This is a genomic window from Pseudomonas sp. SJZ131 (genome assembly GCF_007828705.1).
GTDB lineage: Bacteria > Pseudomonadota > Gammaproteobacteria > Pseudomonadales > Pseudomonadaceae > Aquipseudomonas > Aquipseudomonas prosekii.
In genome coordinates, this window is record NZ_VIVC01000002.1 from 38444 (window position 1) to 54531 (window position 16088).

At 57.9% G+C, this 16088-nt stretch carries 16 protein-coding genes and 1 pseudogene; 8 read left to right on the forward strand and 9 right to left on the reverse strand.

The window, feature by feature from the left end:
- Positions 1 to 73: 73 nt before the first annotated feature.
- The 6 genes from FBY12_RS07075 to FBY12_RS07100 all read left to right on the forward strand — a co-directional run bounded on the left by FBY12_RS07075 (position 74) and on the right by FBY12_RS07100 (position 4979).
- Complete coding sequence (locus tag FBY12_RS07075) at positions 74 to 1423, forward strand: GntP family permease (protein WP_145252409.1); 1350 nt, start codon at positions 74 to 76, stop codon at positions 1421 to 1423.
- A gap of 16 nt (positions 1424 to 1439) precedes the next feature.
- Complete coding sequence (locus FBY12_RS07080; RefSeq protein WP_145252411.1) at positions 1440 to 2300, forward strand: MurR/RpiR family transcriptional regulator; 861 nt, start codon at positions 1440 to 1442, stop codon at positions 2298 to 2300.
- A gap of 1 nt (position 2301) precedes the next feature.
- A complete protein-coding gene (locus FBY12_RS07085; RefSeq protein ID WP_145252413.1) occupies positions 2302 to 3756 on the forward strand; it encodes an amidohydrolase family protein in 1455 nt (484 codons plus the stop codon).
- 110 nt (positions 3757 to 3866) lie between these two features.
- The gene (locus FBY12_RS07090; protein WP_145252415.1) at positions 3867 to 4235 is read left to right on the forward strand and encodes a glyoxalase superfamily protein; all 369 of its coding nucleotides are present in this window, start codon (positions 3867 to 3869) and stop codon (positions 4233 to 4235) included.
- An 82-nt stretch (positions 4236 to 4317) separates the two neighbouring features.
- Complete coding sequence (locus FBY12_RS07095; protein WP_092273618.1) at positions 4318 to 4563, forward strand: plasmid stabilization protein; 246 nt, start codon at positions 4318 to 4320, stop codon at positions 4561 to 4563.
- Positions 4560 to 4979, forward strand: coding sequence for a type II toxin-antitoxin system VapC family toxin (locus FBY12_RS07100; protein WP_121731813.1), 420 nt, complete (start codon positions 4560 to 4562; stop codon positions 4977 to 4979). Before FBY12_RS07095 ends, FBY12_RS07100 begins: the two co-directional genes overlap by 4 nt.
- Before the next feature lie 112 nt (positions 4980 to 5091).
- Here FBY12_RS07100 and FBY12_RS28120 read toward each other — a convergent pair whose 3' ends face one another.
- The 7 genes and pseudogenes from FBY12_RS28120 to FBY12_RS07135 all read right to left on the reverse strand — a co-directional run bounded on the left by FBY12_RS28120 (position 5092) and on the right by FBY12_RS07135 (position 11890).
- On the reverse strand, positions 5092 to 5955 hold the full coding sequence (locus FBY12_RS28120; protein ID WP_371927426.1) for a methyl-accepting chemotaxis protein: 864 nt from the start codon (positions 5953 to 5955) through the stop codon (positions 5092 to 5094).
- A 42-nt stretch (positions 5956 to 5997) separates the two neighbouring features.
- Positions 5998 to 7011, reverse strand: a pseudogene (locus FBY12_RS28125) (methyl-accepting chemotaxis protein); the annotation flags it as partial.
- A 146-nt stretch (positions 7012 to 7157) separates the two neighbouring features.
- Positions 7158 to 7745 carry a ribosomal protein S5-alanine N-acetyltransferase gene (gene rimJ, locus FBY12_RS07110; protein ID WP_145252419.1) on the reverse strand — a complete coding sequence of 196 codons (588 nt, stop codon included), beginning with the start codon at positions 7743 to 7745 and terminating at the stop codon, positions 7158 to 7160.
- 56 nt (positions 7746 to 7801) lie between these two features.
- Positions 7802 to 8839, reverse strand: coding sequence for a HAMP domain-containing sensor histidine kinase (locus tag FBY12_RS07115; protein ID WP_145252421.1), 1038 nt, complete (start codon positions 8837 to 8839; stop codon positions 7802 to 7804).
- Between the two features lie 9 nt (positions 8840 to 8848).
- Complete coding sequence (locus tag FBY12_RS07120) at positions 8849 to 10306, reverse strand: ATPase domain-containing protein (protein ID WP_145252423.1); 1458 nt, start codon at positions 10304 to 10306, stop codon at positions 8849 to 8851.
- Positions 10303 to 10737, reverse strand: coding sequence for a hypothetical protein (locus FBY12_RS07125; RefSeq protein WP_256663285.1), 435 nt, complete (start codon positions 10735 to 10737; stop codon positions 10303 to 10305). Before FBY12_RS07125 ends, FBY12_RS07120 begins: the two co-directional genes overlap by 4 nt.
- A gap of 784 nt (positions 10738 to 11521) precedes the next feature.
- A complete protein-coding gene (locus FBY12_RS07135) occupies positions 11522 to 11890 on the reverse strand; it encodes a DUF6124 family protein (RefSeq protein WP_145252425.1) in 369 nt (122 codons plus the stop codon).
- A 224-nt stretch (positions 11891 to 12114) separates the two neighbouring features.
- Between FBY12_RS07135 and FBY12_RS07140 the strand changes: the two genes are divergently transcribed.
- Entirely contained in the window at positions 12115 to 12981 is an 867-nt protein-coding gene (locus FBY12_RS07140; protein WP_145252427.1) for an exonuclease domain-containing protein, read from the forward strand.
- 126 nt (positions 12982 to 13107) lie between these two features.
- On the opposite strand, the gene FBY12_RS07145 is transcribed toward FBY12_RS07140, so the two are convergent.
- Both FBY12_RS07145 and FBY12_RS07150 read right to left on the reverse strand, forming a co-directional pair.
- Positions 13108 to 13473, reverse strand: coding sequence for a histone-like nucleoid-structuring protein, MvaT/MvaU family (locus FBY12_RS07145; protein WP_145252429.1), 366 nt, complete (start codon positions 13471 to 13473; stop codon positions 13108 to 13110).
- Positions 13474 to 13976: 503 nt separating this feature from the next.
- Complete coding sequence (locus FBY12_RS07150) at positions 13977 to 14852, reverse strand: hypothetical protein (protein ID WP_145252431.1); 876 nt, start codon at positions 14850 to 14852, stop codon at positions 13977 to 13979.
- A gap of 787 nt (positions 14853 to 15639) precedes the next feature.
- Here FBY12_RS07150 and FBY12_RS07155 point away from each other — a divergent pair.
- Positions 15640 to 15852: an AlpA family transcriptional regulator gene (locus tag FBY12_RS07155; protein ID WP_145252433.1), complete on the forward strand. Its 213-nt coding sequence runs from the start codon at positions 15640 to 15642 to the stop codon at positions 15850 to 15852.
- Positions 15853 to 16088: the final 236 nt, after the last annotated feature.

Sequence of the window (16088 nt, forward strand, 5' to 3'; positions counted from 1 at the left end):
TTTGAATATCACGCTCTGAAATGATTTATGAGTTTCACAAATCAATCGACGTGACCCTTTCGAGGAGTACCGCATGACGCCTTCCTTTGGCTATTGGCTGCTGGTTTATGCCGCTGTCGCCATCATTGCGCTGATCGTTCTGATCGCGCGTTATCGACTCAATCCGTTCATCGTCATCACCCTGGTTTCGATTGGCCTAGCGCTGTTGGCGGGGATGCCGCCGTCGGGGGTGGTGGGCGCTTATGAGGCGGGCGTTGGCAAAACGCTGGGGCATATTGCGCTGGTGGTGGCGTTGGGGACGATGCTCGGCAAGATGATGGCCGAGTCGGGTGGCGCGGAGCAGATGGCGCGCACGCTGATCGACCGTTTTGGCGAGAAGAACGCGCATTGGGCGATGGTGTGCATCGCGTTTCTGGTCGGGTTGCCGCTGTTTTTCGAGGTCGGTTTTGTCTTGCTGGTGCCGATTGCATTCACCGTGGCGCGGCGCGTCGGGGTGTCGATTCTGATGGTCGGTTTGCCGATGGTCGCGGGGTTGTCGGTGGTGCACGCGTTGGTGCCGCCACACCCGGCGGCGATGTTGGCGGTGCAGGCGTATCAGGCGTCGGTCGGGCAGACGCTGCTGTACGCGATTTTGATTGGTATTCCGACGGCGATTATCGCCGGGCCGCTGTACGCCAAATTCATCGTGCCGCGCATCCACTTGCCGGCAGATAACCCGATGGAACGGCAATTTCTCGACCGCGAGCCGCGTGATCGGTTGCCGGGTTTCGGCATCACCATGGCGACCATTCTGCTGCCAGTGGTGCTGATGCTGATCGGCGGTTGGGCCAACCTGATTTCCACGCCGGGCAGCGGTTTCAATCAATTCCTGTTGTTCATCGGCAACTCGGTGATCGCCTTGCTGCTGGCGACGTTGCTGAGCTTCTGGACCTTGGGCTTGGCGCAGGGTTTCAACCGTGAATCGATCCTCAAATTCACCAACGAATGCCTGGCGCCGACCGCCAGCATTACCTTGCTGGTCGGCGCTGGCGGCGGTTTGAACCGGATTCTGGTGGACGCCGGCGTCACCGATCAAATCGTCAGCCTGGCACAGGTTTTTCATCTGTCGCCGCTGATCATGGGTTGGCTGTTCGCCGCGTTGATGCGCGTTGCCACTGGTTCGGCGACCGTGGCCATGACCACCGCGTCCGGCATCGTCGCGCCGGTGGCGATTGGTCTGGGTTATCCGCATCCGGAGTTGCTGGTGCTGGCGACGGGCGCCGGCTCGGTTATCTTTTCCCACGTCAACGACGGCGGCTTCTGGCTGATCAAGGAATACTTCAATATGACGGTCGCCCAGACTTTCAAGACCTGGACGGTCCTCGAAACGCTGATCTCGGTGGTCGCTTTCGGGCTGACCCTGGGTCTTTCTTACCTGCTTTAGCCGGAGCCCCCGCGCCATGGACATCCTCTACCAGATCCGCGCTCGCCAGGATTCGTTCAGCGCCGGCGAAGGCCGCATCGCCCGGCTGATGCTCGACGACGTCGGTTTTGTCGCATCCGCCAGCCTCGACGAATTGGCTCTGCGCGCCGAAGTCAGCACCGCCACGTTGTCACGGTTCGCGCGCACGGTCGGCTGCCGCGATTTGCGCGATTTGCGCCTGCAACTGGCGCAGGCCAGCGGCGTCGGCAGGCGTTTCCTCGACCCGGCAGGCACGCCGGAACAGTCGGGGTTTTATCGGCAGATTGTCGGCGACATCGAATCGACCTTGCACGAGCATCTGGCGGCGTTCGACGAGTCGCGGTTTACCGATGCAGTGAAATTGCTCGACAAGGCGCGGATGATTCATGCGTTCGGCATGGGCGGTTGCTCGACGCTGTGCAGCGATGAATTGCAAGTGCGCCTGGTGCGTCTCGGCTATCCGATTGCGGTCTGCAGCGACCCGGTGATGATGCGCATCACCGCCGCCAGCCTCGGCGCCGAACACGCGGTGATTGCCTGCTCGCTGACCGGCATCACCCCGGAGCTGCTCGAAGCCGTGGAACTGGCGCGCAGCTACGGCGCGCGGATTCTCGCGATCACCCGCGCCGACTCGCCGCTGGCGCAATTGGCCGATGTATTGCTGCCGCTGCAAGGCGTCGAAACCTCGTTTATCTACAAACCGACGGCTGCGCGCTACGGCATGTTGCTGGCGATCGACGTGCTCGCCACCGAGCTGGCGCTGGCCAATCCTGAAGACAATCAAGAACGTCTGCGGCGGATCAAACTCGCCCTCGACGATTACCGTGGCGGCGACGATCACCTGCCGCTGGGAGACTGACATGCTATACGACACGCTGATCCGCAATGCCTTGGTTATCGACGGCAGCAACGTGCCCGGTTATGCCGCCGACGTGGCGATTCTGAACGGGCGCATCGAGCGCATCGGCGACTTGCACGACGCCCGCGCCAGTGAAGAAATCGACGCCGCCGGCCGCGTGCTGGCGCCGGGTTTCATCGACGTGCACACCCACGACGACACCGTGGTCATCCGCCAACCGCAGATGTTGCCCAAGCTCAGCCAAGGCGTGACCACGGTGATCGTCGGCAACTGCGGGATCAGTGCGGCGCCGGTCAGTCTGCGCGGCGACCCGCCCGATCCGATGAACCTGCTCGGCACTGCGGCGGCGTTTGTTTACCCGACATTCCGCGATTACCGCGAAGCGGTGGAAGCTGCGAACACCACGCTGAACGTCGCCGCGCTGGTCGGCCACACCGCGTTGCGCAGCAATCACCTCGACGACTTGTTGCGCACTGCCAGCGCCGAGGAAATCGCCGCGATGCGCGAGCAATTGCGCGAAAGTCTGGAGGCCGGCGCGTTGGGGTTATCCACAGGTCTGGCGTATGCGAGCGCGTTCTCGGCGTCCACCGATGAAGTCATGCAATTGACCGAAGAATTGACGGCGTTCGGCGCGGTGTACACGACCCATTTGCGCAGCGAATTTGCGCCGGTGCTGGAGGCCATGGACGAAGCGTTTCAGATTGGCCGACACGCGCAATCGCCAGTGATCATTTCCCACCTCAAATGCGCCGGCGTCGGCAATTGGGGGCGCAGTCCGCAGCTGCTGGCGGCGCTCGAAACCGCTGCGCAAAGCCATCCGGTCGGCTGCGATTGTTATCCCTACGCGGCGAGTTCTTCGACGCTCGACCTCAAGCAGGTTACCGACGCTCACCGCATCACCATCACTTGGTCGACGCCGCATCCCGAGTTGGGCGGCCGCGACTTGATCGACATCGCCGCCGAATGGAACGCGCCGCTGCTCGACGCCGCGCGACGCCTGCAACCGGCCGGGGCGGTGTATTACGGCATGGACGAGGCGGACGTGCAGCGAATTCTCGCGCACCCGTTGTCGATGGTCGGCTCCGATGGCCTGCCCGAAGACCCGTTCCCGCACCCGCGTTTGTGGGGCGCATTCCCTCGCGTGCTCGGCCATTTCAGCCGTGACGTCGGGCTGTTTCCGCTGCACACCGCCGTGCACAAAATGACCGGGCTGTCGGCCGCGCGTTTTGGCTTGAAGCAACGCGGCGAGATTCGCCCCGGACATTGGGCGGATCTGGTGTTGTTCGATCCGCTGACCATCCGCGACGTCGCTGATTTCCACGACCCGCAACGCGCGGCGCAAGGGATTGACGGGGTTTGGATCAACGGCGTGCTGAGCTATGTCGACGGCAAGGCGAACGGGCGCCGGGCCGGGCGATTTCTGGCGCGGGAAGGGGATTTGCGTGACGGTTTTTAGCCGTCGCGCGCCGCAGTGATCGCGCGGTGAGCTTGAAGAAATTTCGGATAATGCCCAAGCGCTGAGATCCAGCCCGGCTACACTGCGTTTTTTTGATCAGGGAGATAATTATGAGCTTCGGCAAAACCACACCGATCCTGCGCATTTTCGATGAAGCGAAAGCGGTCGAATTTTACGTCGACTTCCTCGGTTTCCAAATCGACTGGCAGCATCGCTTCGAAGCCAATTTCCCGCTCTACCTGCAAGTCTCGCGCGGCGAATGCGTGCTGCACCTCTCCGAACACCACGGCGACGCCACCCCCGGCTCGGCGCTGCGCATCGAAACCGACGAACTCGAAGCGTTCCAGCAACAACTGCAAAACAAGGACTACGCCTACGCCAAACCGCAAATCCAGGCAACGCCATGGGGCAGCCAGGATTTGACCGTGACCGACCCGTTCGGCAATCGGTTGGTGTTCACGGATGCGATTTGTGTTTGAAAGCCGCTCGGCGGTCAGCGAGTTTTAACTGAAAAACCTGTGCTAGCCTGCAATCAATGATTTCATTGATTGCGGGGGCATTATGGCCAGTATCACCATTCGAAACCTTGACGACCAGATCAAGGAACAACTGCGCATATCCGCCGCTCACAACGGGCATTCGATGGAAGAGGAGGCGCGCCTGATTCTGGCAAGGGCGCTGGCAACTGTTGACCGTGCTGGTGGACTGGGAAGCCGGATTCGCAACAGGTTCAGTGAAAGTGGCGGAGTGGAGCTCGAACTTCCGGCGCGGGACGCGAAAGCCGTGGCGGTGGATTTCTCCGAATGATCGTGCTCGATACCAATGTGCTTTCCGAGTTCATGCGATTGAAGCCCGATGTAAAAGTCTTGGCTTGGGTCGATGCTCAGCCGGTAATGGAGTTGGCAATCAGTGCTGTCACTGTCGCGGAAATTCTCCATGGCATTGCCAGGCTGCCCGTCGGCAAGCGCAAACAAAAGCTTGAGGCGCATGCGATGGCGATGTTCGAAGAGGACTTCGCTGGAAGGATATTTTCTTTCGATGCGCACGCTGCCGTTGAATACGCAACGCTGGTCGCGAACTGTGAAGCGAACGGCCGAGCAGCATCAATGGCCGACGCTCAGATAGCTGCGATTTGTCGAAGCCATGGAGTACCGATCGCCACCCGCAATGTTCGGGACTTTGCGTTTTCCGGGGTAGAGGTCATCAACCCTTGGGAGGCGTGATATTGGCGGCTTTAGCGTGAGGTCACTGATGACCGCATTCCGCTGGTGAAGGTGACGCAGAGTGTCACGGGATGCATTCCCACGCAGAGCGTGGGAATGATCAGTTCTGCTGTCAGACCCGGAAGTGGCTGACCATCTGTTGCAGCTGGCCCCCTAGACGCGCGAGTTCGACGCTGGATTTTGCGGTTTCGTCGCTGGCTGCGGCGGTTTGTTCGGAGACGTCGCGCACGTTGACGATGCTGCGGCTGATCTCTTCGGCCACGGCGCTTTGCTGTTCGGCGGCTGCGGCGATCTGCTGGTTCATCGACTGGATGTTGGACACCGTGCGGGTGATGTTTTCCAGCGAGACGCCAGCCTTGCGGGTCAGCGCGACGCTGCTGTCGGTCAGCGAGCGGCTGTTGTTCATCACCGCCGACACCTGTTGCGTGCCGTTCTGCAGACCGGCGACCAGGCCTTCGATTTCTTCAGTGGACTTCTGCGTGCGCTGAGCCAAACCACGAACTTCGTCGGCAACCACGGCAAAACCACGACCGGCTTCACCGGCACGGGCCGCTTCAATCGCGGCGTTGAGCGCGAGCAGGTTGGTCTGTTCGGCCACGGCTTTGATCACGTCCATGACGCTGCCGATCTTGTCGCTTTCCTGTTGCAGTACGCTCATGGCTTCGGTGGAACGCGCCACTTCGGTGGCCAGGCGTTCGATCTGCGCAATCGCTTCGTTGACCACTTTGTCGCCCTCGCGCGCTTCGCCATCCGCGGCGGCCGCGGCTTGCGAGGCTTCTTCGGCGTTGCGCGCAACTTCCTGCACGGTGGCAGTCATTTCGTGCATCGCGGTGGCGACTTGATCGGTTTCGATCTTCTGACTGTTCACCCCGGCGCTGGTCTGCTCGGTCACGGCCGACAACTCTTCTGCGGCGCTGGCGATTTGCGTGACGCCGTCGCGGATCCCGCTGATCAACTCGCGCAGGGTTACGCCCATGCGGCCGATGCCTTGCTGCAACACACCGAGTTCGTCGCGGCGAGTGACTTTGACGTCCTGGGACAAATCGCCGCTGGCGATACGGTCAACCACGGTCATGGTTTCGCGCAACGGGCCGGTGATCTGGCGCGTGATAAGCACCGCAGCAATCACGCCAACCAGCAATGCCAGCAACGTGCTGATCAGTTGCAGAGTGCGCGCCTGGGCGCTTTCGATGTCGCGACGGTCGAGCTGGAATTGATACAGCTTGTCGCTCAGGGTGACGATCGCGGCGCCCTGGTCGGTCATGTCCTTGCGCACGCGCACGGCGTCGCTGGTCGCAGTTTTGAACGCCATCAAAGCGCTGCGGTAGTTGGTCAGCGCCGTGTCGAGTTGGCGCAGCGCGTCTTGCTGAGTGTCGGCGAAATGCACGTTCAGCGGCTTCAGGCTGGCAATCGCCGCGTCCAGTTGGCTGATCGCTTTCTGCTCGGTTTCGGCGTTAGCGGTGGCGGTGTAACCGCGCACTTCGTAACGGGCGAGCATGAACGCTTCTTTCGCTTGCGTGATGGCCTGGAATTCTTCGAAACGTTGATCGCTCAGGGGCATTTGCTGCACCTGCGTACTGATCGAATTGATCAGTGTGTAAGCGTTTTCAGCGTTGACGGCCATGGCGTCGCGGGCACTGTTGCCGGTGCGGTAAGCGGCGCGCATTTCTTTGAGCGAGGCCTGATAAGCGGCGATGACGCCAGCCTGCTCTTTGAGCATTTTGACGTTTTCGGCATTCTTGAAACTGCCCAGCAGCGCGGTTTGTTGCGCGGCAAAACTGTCGAGGGTGGTTTGCACATTCTGCGCGGCGGTTTCGTCGCCATTCGTCAGCATGTATTGCAGGCGCACCACGCGCAATTTGGTCAGGCCAGCGTTGAGCTGGGTGATGTCGCTCATCCAGTTGCTGCGGTCAATCAACCCGCCCAGGCTCGTCCAGCCGGTCAGGGCGAGGACGCAGGTCAGTGCCAGGACGAGGCCAAATCCCAGGCCCAGTTTCAGGTTCACGCTGATGTTGCCGAACCAGCTATTCATCACAATTCCTCCAGGAACGTTGTGCTTCTTGATCGTCAGTTGGCTGGAAGATTGTTGTTTTTAGGCGCCAGCAAGGTGTGTTGCAGACCTGTATCGGCAGCAATCGCGAGAGCTGAAAGGTTTTTCCCTTGGAGGTGGAATGCGGATCAGGCGAGCGGTTTCGACCAGCGCTGTTCCGGTGTTTCAAAACGCTCATTGATCAGCGCCGTCAGCACATGGTCCTGCCAGCGCCCGGCAATGCTCAGGTAGGCTTTGGCGTAACCTTCGCGCTCAAAACCGAGGCGTTCGAGCAGCCGCGCGCTGCGGTCGTTGCCGGGGATGTAATTGGCCATGATCCGGTGCAATTGCTGGACGTCGAACATGTAACTGATCGCCGCTTGTAGCGCTTCCTGCATCAAGCCTTGGCCCTGATGCTCGGCGTCAATGTGGTAACCGAGGTAACAGGCCTGGAATGCGCCGCGGGTGATGCCGCTGAAATTGCAGGCGCCGATCATCTGGTCGTTGTCCGGGTCGAGCAACGCGAAATGCACCGCCAGACCGGCCGCAAACGCGCTGGCCTGAATCTCCAGGCGCGGGCGCACGCGTTCGGTGCTGTGGTAATCGGCGGGGCGGATCGGCGACCAGCGCGCCAGATGCCGCTGGTTGCGCCGGTAGAAATCGCTTTCCAGCGGCGCTTGATCAGGGTCGAGCACCGCCAGGGTCAGGCGTTTGCACGGCAGGGACAACAGCGGCATGGGGCGCTCCGGTTGGCGGGATGTTTGCGCAAGCATTGCGTGGCCAGCGGAAAAACTCAATCCGCTGCCGGAAGCGGGACCAGCGGTAGCGTGACGATAAACGTGCTGCCCAGACCATCACCTTCACTGGTGCCGACGACCGTGCCGCCATGCGCTTCAACCAATTCGCGCACCACCGTCAGGCCGATGCCGAGGCCGGCGCCGTTGAAGCCGATGGCGTGAACGTCTTGCACAAAAGGCTCGAAGATAAACGGCAACGCCTCGGCGGAAATACCAATCCCGTCGTCGCGAATGTGCATGTGCAACACGTCATCCCTGGCCGTTACCGACAGCGTGACATTGCCGCCGGCCGGAGTGTACTTGGCCGCATTACCGAGCAAGTTGCCGAGGATTTGCGCCAGCCGCACCGGATCGCCGTCCACTGCCAATGCGCAGGACGGCAGGTCGGCATTGAAGCGCAGATGGCGGGTAGTCATCAGCGGGCCACAGATTTCGATGGCCTCGTGGATGATTTGCAGCATGTCGATAATCTGGCAATCGAGGCGCAATTTGCCGGTGCTGGCGCGCGACACATCAAGCAAATCGTCGACCAGCCGCGACATGTGTCGCACCTGGCTTTCGATCAGCGCCTGCATGCGCGGCAGCTCTTCTTTGGGCACTCGCACCAGACGCCCGGCAATCATGCTGATCGGCGTCAGCGGGTTGCGCAGTTCGTGGGCGACGAGGGTGAGGATGTTGCGCTGCTGCGCCAGCGTGTGTTCCGCCGAAGCTTGCAGGTTTTGCGCGCTGAGCGCGGCGATGACCAATTGCGCATTGGCCTCGCGCATCTCCAGGAACAGCCGCTGTTCTTCCTTCGAACGCTGGGGTTTTTCCGCGTCCGATTGCGCCAGCAGAATGGCCAGGACCAATTGCTGATTGGCCTCGACCAGTTGCTCGATCTGCTGCGCATCGACCAGGCGGTTGTTGGTGTCGCTCAGTTCTTTTTGCAGCGCCGCCAGCACTACGCGCGCTTCGGCAGTTTTCTGGCCAAGCACGAACAACTCACGAGCGGCGGTCGCCATCGCTTGTGCATTCGTGCCATTGGCCTCGGTCATTGGGTTGGTTTACGCCTCGTCGCTGCCGAGCCGCCGGGTCGGCCGGCCCCCGAGCAAGCCTTCCTGGTCCGGGAGCATTTCGCCGATCTGCAAGCCGTTATCGTCGATGCGGTACAGGCGCAATTCGTCGGAATGCGCGCTGGCGCGGACCTTGACCACGGCCATGATGCGCAGCAAACGGCTCTGCACTTCGATGTAGCGCTGGACGATGATCGCATCGGTCAGAAACGCCGTGCCGTAAGGGCTGAAACGCAGGTCGGTGTAGCGGTCTTCCAGTTCCGAAGTCATCAGCACGCTGACGCCGGCACCGGTCAGCGCCGTGACCATGCGCGACAGCGACTCGCGGAAGTCTTCGCGGAAGGTTGGCGCCAACGCCAGTTCGAAGCCCGATAACGAGTCGATGACCACGCGAGTGGCTTTCAATCGGCTGATTTCGCAAAGCAATAGCTGGACGATTTCGTCGATCGACAAGTCCGGCGCGCGGCTGTCGACCAGGCCGACCTGACCACTCTGAATGAGTTTGGTCAGCGTGGCGTTTTGCGAGTGATTGGGCCGTTGCTCGAACACCGCAATCACCCCGGTTTCGCCATTGCGCACGCCTTCGGCGAGGAAGGTTGCGGCGAGAATGCTCTTGCCCGAACCCGACGGCCCGGCCACCAGCAACGAATAACCACGAGGCAAGCCACCGCCGAGCATCTCGTCGAGCTGCGGAACGCCCATTTTCAGGCGTTTGATCGGGAATTCCAGTGGCGCTTCAATCGGGTTGAGCGGCGCGGGTGCGAAGACCTTGATCCCGGAGGTGGAAATACGAAATGTGTGCAGCCCCGGCAACGTCGGTTGGCCGCGCATCTTCATGATTTCCATTTTGCGCACCATCGAATTGCGCTCGACGCTCTGGCGCAACCAGATCAGGCCATCGGCCACAGTGAAAATCGGGTTGGTGTCGGTTTCGGTGAAGTATTCGCCAATCAGGAAAGTCGTTGCCTGCCAGGTAGTCATCAACATGCCCAGTTGCTGAATGAACTGCGGCAGGTTGTTGTTCGGGTTGTCTTCAGTCTGGCTGGCCAGCACCACGGAGCGGAACGAGTCGACAAACACCAGCGCCGGGGCGTGGGTTTCGACTTCGCTGACGATGCGCCGGAGTACCTGATCCAGATCGCCGGCCAAGGTATCGTCGGCGAGGTTGATGTAGCGGATCGACTGGTTGATCGCTTCGCTGTCGAAAAAATCGAATTGCTGCTGATAACGCAGCATCTTCAGCGGCGGCTCGCCGAGCACGGTAAAGAACAACGCCGGGCGTTCAGGCGTCGCCAGGGCAAACATCATTTGATGCGCCAGGGTGGTTTTACCGCAGCCAGGAGGGCCGGCGATCATGTTGAACGAAAATTCCGGTAATCCTCCGCCCAGCACCTCGTCCAGGCCTGGCACGCCGGTGGCCAGACGGTTGATAGTCACTTTGGTGCTCATGGCGAAGTTTCCTGCGAAGGGGTGTCGCTCAAAGAAGGTTCCCACACGCAACGAAGCAAACGTGCGGTGAGCGAGGGCCCGATCAGCGTGGTCAGTAGCTCATAAAACGTGGTCAGCAACACTTCACCGAAAAGCAGCGCATCGACCTCGTTTTGCTTGACGAGTACGGATTGGAGGGCAATCAGATCCCACCCGGTCTGCACGCTGTCGTAAATGCTGGCCAAACGCGGCTGATTGGAGGCGCACAGGTGAATACTGCGGCGGTACAACGCGACAACCCCTTGCTGGCCAATGATCGGCGTAAGGGCTGCGTTCATCTCCTGCAAGGTCGAAACAATCGCCTGGGCGATGCTTGCAGTGTCAGCGCTGGGGCCAACACGGTGCGCCAGAGAAGCTACGATCTGGCGGCTCTCTTCGCTTAGCGTGGGCATGGCTAACTGATATCTGATTGACAGGCGCCGATGGTACACCCAATGCGCGCGCGGGTCGTGATTTGCATCAATTCTGATTAATCATGCCAATTGATAAAAGTCGCTGTCTTAAACTGCGCCAGCCGCAGGTCGTTGAGTGAGTGAGGATGAACCGAGTTGGAAGGATGAAATATGGACGTTTTGTTAACTGAATGCCGGTCTCCAGTAAGTTTGCGAGCGCCGGACCCTGCGTTGTCCGTGGCGCTGACGGCGTTGATCGCTGATTTGCCGGCGATGTTTTTTATCTGACGACGTCTTCGGCGAACCGGGCGAGTCAGCGGTTGGCAGAGGCGGCAGGATTTGCGTTGATCCGCGTATTCAAGCGCGCGCGGCACACGGAGCGGCACGGGGTTCAGGATACATATCTGTATCGCCTGAAAGGGGCGTAGGTGCGGAGGTTGATCGCGGGCAAAAAAAAGCCCGCGGGAGGGCGGGCAAACCGTAGTTTCTTGAATGAGCGAGGGCAATGTATCCGATGGGGCGGGCAGGTGGGGTGAAGAAAAATTCATGTGGTTACCACTCGTTCCCGGTACTTGGCCAAGCAAAATGTGGGTAGTCCACATTCGCAGAATACTTTTTCAGAGCTTGCCTGTTGTGAGGTCGGCAGACAGTTGATGGTTATGAAACCTTCAATAGAGTCCAATCCTTGAATGTTCCGAATACGTGACATTCGGCTTCAAATGTCACGTATGCGTAACAACGCTTTGGGTCCAACAAAGTCATGGCAGCTGTTCTGAGCAAGCCATCAATGAAAAACCGGCGTTCGCCCCCGAGCTTCAAGATTCCTCAACGCCCGGTTGATCAGGATCTCGCTCAACATGGCCAACTTGCCGATCACCACGACCGTGTTGCGGTCCCGGCCTTCCATTTGCGTCATCAGCTCTCTCACCAAAGCTTTGACCAGCGCCAGATTCTGGCTGGCGTGATCGAGCATCGTGATCGCATCGGCGTCCGGCTGGACCTCGAAAATGCAGGTCATCGGGTCAACCAGTCGCGGGGTCTGCACGCGAGCGCTGGTCGGAGGTTGAGCGGCGGCGGAGGGCGCGCTCTGGTCGGCAGTGTCGGGATCTGCAGGCACGGTATTTTCAGTTGAATCTGGGCTGATCTTTTTCAAGGAAGAACTCCGGAAGTCAGGTTTCCTGCGCTTTTCGGCCTGCCGGTTGGCAGCAAAAAATCAGACTATCTGCTCTCAAGGGCGCTCGGTAGTTCATGGAGTTCGCCGCAGCTTGAAGGAAATTTCCTAGGACGTGTGTTCGCGGTTCATCGCACTGAAAAAATCCGGGCTCTAGCTCAGAAGCTCTCTATTCTCACAGGACCCATTCAGGCCCGGTGAGAGAAATGGATTTCACGGTTATCGATGTCGAAACAGCCAACCCCAACCTCGCGAGTATTTGTCAGGTAGGAATTGCGGTATTCAGAGGTGGGAAACTTCACCAGACCTGGAGCTCGCTGGTCAATCCAGGTGACTACTTTCATCCCATCAACACCTCCATCCATGGCATCGATGAAAGCATGGTGGCGTCAGCGCCATCGTGGGCGCAGGTTTATCCCCAGATATTGCCGTTCGTTACCCATCAAATCGTCGCAAGTCACATGCCCTTCGATCGAACTGCAACGCTGCGAGCCTGCCAGAGCGCAGGTTTGGCTCATTTCGACTGCGCTTGGCTGGACACCGCGAGAGTCGCGCGCCGCACTTGGAGCGAGTGTTCGCAATCAGGCTACGGGCTGAAAAACCTCGCGGCCAAATTGGGCATTTCATTTGAGCACCATGATGCTCTGGAGGACGCGCGTGCAGCCGGAGAAATTCTGGTCCATGCAATGACTCACACAGGTTCGACGGCGGCGGATTGGTGTTCGCTCGCTAACCAGCCACTGGCAAATGTTCTGTGCTCGTTCAACCAACTGGTCATCAATCCGAATGGGGAATTGGCCGGCAATGTCTTGGTGTTCACTGGGGCGCTGTCCATCCCGCGCAGAGAGGCGGCTGAACTGGCTGCTTCTGGGGGGTGTGAAATCGGGAGTGGAGTGACGAAGCACACCACTTTGCTGGTCGTCGGCGATCAGGATATTGGGCGATTGGCGGGGAAAGACCGGAGTTCGAAACATGTGAAGGCTGAGGAGCTGATTGCGAAGGGGCAGAACATTCGCATTTTGGGCGAGAGTGATTTTCAGGTGTTGTTGGGATTTGAATCTTTGGGGCGTTGAGCTGACCGTGATTGACCGGTGCATAGACCGTTAAAGCCTCACGCGCAGCACGGAGCGAAGTAGCCGTATCCAATTGGCGGTAAAAACTAAAAAGGACCCATCTGGGCCCTTTGTCAGGTGAAGCTTTTACTTCTTCAGCCAGCCTTCGACGACGTCGGCACCGTGCTCTGCTTTCCACTCTTTCAATGCTTTGTGATTACCACCCTTGGTTTCGATGACCTCACCGGTCTTCGGGTTTTTGTACACCTTGAGTCCGCGTGGTTTGCGCGTCTTGGCCGCAGGTGACGCAGATTGGCGGCGGGCCGTGGCCTTCGGCTCCAGCAGATTGATGATGTGATTCAGACTAAAACCGTACTGTTCGAGCAGCTTGCGCAGCTTGGTCTCGAACTCGATTTCCTTCTTCAGGCCGTCATTACCCTTCATCGCCTCCAATGCCTTGAGTTGCTCGGCAAGATGTTTTTCCAACTGACGAAATTCTGCGAGTTTGGACATCGTATTTCCTCTACTCAATTCAATGTGTTGTACGTAGTTATTGAGATAGGCGCAGATGCTTGCAAGTTCAGCGCTATTTTTTGGCGTGTCAGTTGGCTTTGGATAGGCGTCATTTGTGCTCTGGTCGCGTTGTCGGTGGGGGTGAAACGAATGCACAGACACGGCCCGAGCTGTTGTAGGGCAGGTGAAAGCCAACCTAGGTCGTGGCCAAGCATGTGCGGCAACGGCTCTGAAGCGTGAAGATATTGGACAAGAGCGGATTGCCAGAAACAAGAAAGCCCGCACTAGGCGGGCTTCTTGAGGTGTTTCGTAGACTGTCTGAGACAGGTCTAAACAGCTATTTGGTGGGCCGGGGTAATCTGAACTGATTATCTAAGTAATTGATTTAAAATGAAAAATATCGGTTAAAAGATTCTTTGGAATACCATTTGGAATACCAAGGCTTTGGGCTGGCGGTGCAGAGGAAAGGAGTGTGTTCGGCTCGTTCCATCACCTAAGGTTTCCTAGCCACCTTTCAGCCTGCCTGTGAAGTACACGCCATCTTCAGACTCCGTCGTTATCAGAAGCTCCAAGACTTGAGCTCGTTTCAGCTCGTGCTTTTTTGCCAGTGTATCGAGTAGCTCGATCGCGGTTTTCGATAGCATGACATTAACCTGTTTCTTGTCTGCTGTGCGTTCGTCGAACTGTTTACGGTTCCATCGTTTCTTGATCGTCTGGATGATGGCTTTCAGCTCATTGCGGCCGAGCTCTGCTTCATCAAAGTACATGAGCAGCTCTTTGTAATTGTTGATAGGGCTCTGGCTTTTAAATATGGATACATGGTGCTTCTCTAGCCACTCCCAAGCGCATTTGCAGCGTTTGAGGCCATCCTTTTTGTCTTCGAACCACTCGAAAGCTTTGTCCCCAGCCTTGTGTCTAAGCCAACGATTGTGAAGGCGCTCGATTTCGTCTGCTTTTTTTGCGATATCCACATCCCAGAGATCAAGGATGGCGATGAGATGATTCCTACCATTAAGTCGTACCAGTCCGCTAGGCAGTCCCTGGGTAGGTCTCAACTTAGTGAGGTCTTCAATCCTGCGAATTAGCCATCGATGCTGCCGCTCATCTCCCTCAATCCACTTGAGATAGTCATGCGGTACCAGGAGTCTGTCCTTTTGGGAGCCTATGTCTTTAAGGTTTTCGGTCTTGCGTCTCAGGAATCTTGCGATCACGTCCCGCATAGTCGAACCATTACATGTACTAGCGTCAAACCTAGCCCGCTTGTGTTGGTTCAGGTACAGCCATAGCCAGATGTCATGACGAGTGTTTTGCCGTGGTTCCTTGAGTAGCTGGCTCAGCTCGTCAAGCCCGCTATCGTCAACAATAAAAGTCTCATCCATAGTCACGCTCTATCAATTATAGAATATTAATATTATTAATTTGGTCTGGTTCTATTAGGATTCTATAAGCCTTCTATGTGCGTTCTACTTAGATTCTATTGAGGGTCAATCGCGATTATATGTTTATTCTATGGATATTCTAGAATGATTTTTATGATGGTGGCCAGTAAATATAGGCTCTGTAGCCATAAGTGGTTGGTTTTTTAGCGGTGCCTTCACCCTGTGAATCGATCATGACGTTCAGGGTGCCATGACAGTGACGTTTTTGTGGCGTTCCTGGAGTTGGTGATGCATATGGCGTTAAACGTCTCTTAGTAAAAACGGGGCTTTGTGAGTGCTGATATCGAGTGGCGGCGAGATTGTCAGCCACTTGTTGCTGATGCTTATAGGTTGCCCACGTTAATTTCGGCAAAGCGCGGATGCACAGCGAGTGCGGTTGTTTCGAACGACTGACCGAGACTGCTTCGAGTATTTGGTGTGTGGCAAAGGTGGTTGGCCGGAGTCGGGCGCGTGCAGAGGTGAGTAATGCTCTATACAAGGTCGAATTGATTCGTCGTCGGGCATCTTGGGTAAGATATTGGCGAAACTCCCTAGGCTTGCATCTCCGCTTGGCTGAGTGGCGTTGGTCGAATTTTAGGTTGATAAGGCTTCAACTGAGTGGCGCAGGCTATTCCGTTCTGATGGGATTCCCTGCGAAGCCTGAGCGGTCAACGTTAAGCAGTAGGCGTGGTGCGTATTTATTTACAGACCTTGCGAATCCTCTGAACGATACGAGAGGAGCCCGTTCATGAGGATCATCCGTCTGAAAGAAGTTATCGACTGCACCGGCCTGGGCCGGTCCACCATCTATAAGTACATCAGTGAAGGAGCTTTCCCAAAACCGGTCTCACTGGGTGATCGGTGCGTTGCCTGGGTTGAAAGTGAAGTTCACGACTGGATCCTGGCTAGGATTGAGGCGCGCGACTTGGCCGAGGGGGAGCCGTGTAGGCATCAGGGGTGAGCTTTGGATGCTCGTTCCAAGCAGTCTTAATACGCCATGGCTGGGGCTTCCCCCGGTCATGGCGCTTTATGCTGCGTACGCCGGTTGCCGTGGCGACACCTCAGACAATTCCCGCGGTAGGCTCCTAGCAAAAGTATCGGTATGCGGGGCAATATCGCTTTCCATTGCCCCGCTTCTCTGGGCAGTGCCTTGCTTGGTTAAGCTGGTTTTATTGATATAGCCATCTCCAATCAATA

Bases quoted from the DNA above. Each gene is read 5' to 3' on its own strand.
- FBY12_RS07075 (WP_145252409.1), top strand. From the start codon at position 74: ATGACGCCTTCCTTTGGCTATTGGCTGCTGGTTTATGCCGCTGTCGCC.
- FBY12_RS07080 (WP_145252411.1), top strand. From the start codon at position 1,440: ATGGACATCCTCTACCAGATCCGCGCTCGCCAGGATTCGTTCAGCGCC.
- FBY12_RS07085 (WP_145252413.1), top strand. From the start codon at position 2,302: ATGCTATACGACACGCTGATCCGCAATGCCTTGGTTATCGACGGCAGC.
- FBY12_RS07090 (WP_145252415.1), top strand. From the start codon at position 3,867: ATGAGCTTCGGCAAAACCACACCGATCCTGCGCATTTTCGATGAAGCG.
- FBY12_RS07095 (WP_092273618.1), top strand. From the start codon at position 4,318: ATGGCCAGTATCACCATTCGAAACCTTGACGACCAGATCAAGGAACAA.
- FBY12_RS07100 (WP_121731813.1), top strand. From the start codon at position 4,560: ATGATCGTGCTCGATACCAATGTGCTTTCCGAGTTCATGCGATTGAAG.
- FBY12_RS28120 (WP_371927426.1), bottom strand. From the start codon at position 5,955: ATGGGCGTAACCCTGCGCGAGTTGATCAGCGGGATCCGCGACGGCGTC.
- rimJ (WP_145252419.1), bottom strand. From the start codon at position 7,745: ATGCCGCTGTTGTCCCTGCCGTGCAAACGCCTGACCCTGGCGGTGCTC.
- FBY12_RS07115 (WP_145252421.1), bottom strand. From the start codon at position 8,839: ATGACCGAGGCCAATGGCACGAATGCACAAGCGATGGCGACCGCCGCT.
- FBY12_RS07120 (WP_145252423.1), bottom strand. From the start codon at position 10,306: ATGAGCACCAAAGTGACTATCAACCGTCTGGCCACCGGCGTGCCAGGC.
- FBY12_RS07125 (WP_256663285.1), bottom strand. From the start codon at position 10,737: ATGCCCACGCTAAGCGAAGAGAGCCGCCAGATCGTAGCTTCTCTGGCG.
- FBY12_RS07140 (WP_145252427.1), top strand. From the start codon at position 12,115: ATGGATTTCACGGTTATCGATGTCGAAACAGCCAACCCCAACCTCGCG.
- FBY12_RS07145 (WP_145252429.1), bottom strand. From the start codon at position 13,473: ATGTCCAAACTCGCAGAATTTCGTCAGTTGGAAAAACATCTTGCCGAG.
- FBY12_RS07150 (WP_145252431.1), bottom strand. From the start codon at position 14,852: ATGGATGAGACTTTTATTGTTGACGATAGCGGGCTTGACGAGCTGAGC.
- FBY12_RS07155 (WP_145252433.1), top strand. From the start codon at position 15,640: ATGAGGATCATCCGTCTGAAAGAAGTTATCGACTGCACCGGCCTGGGC.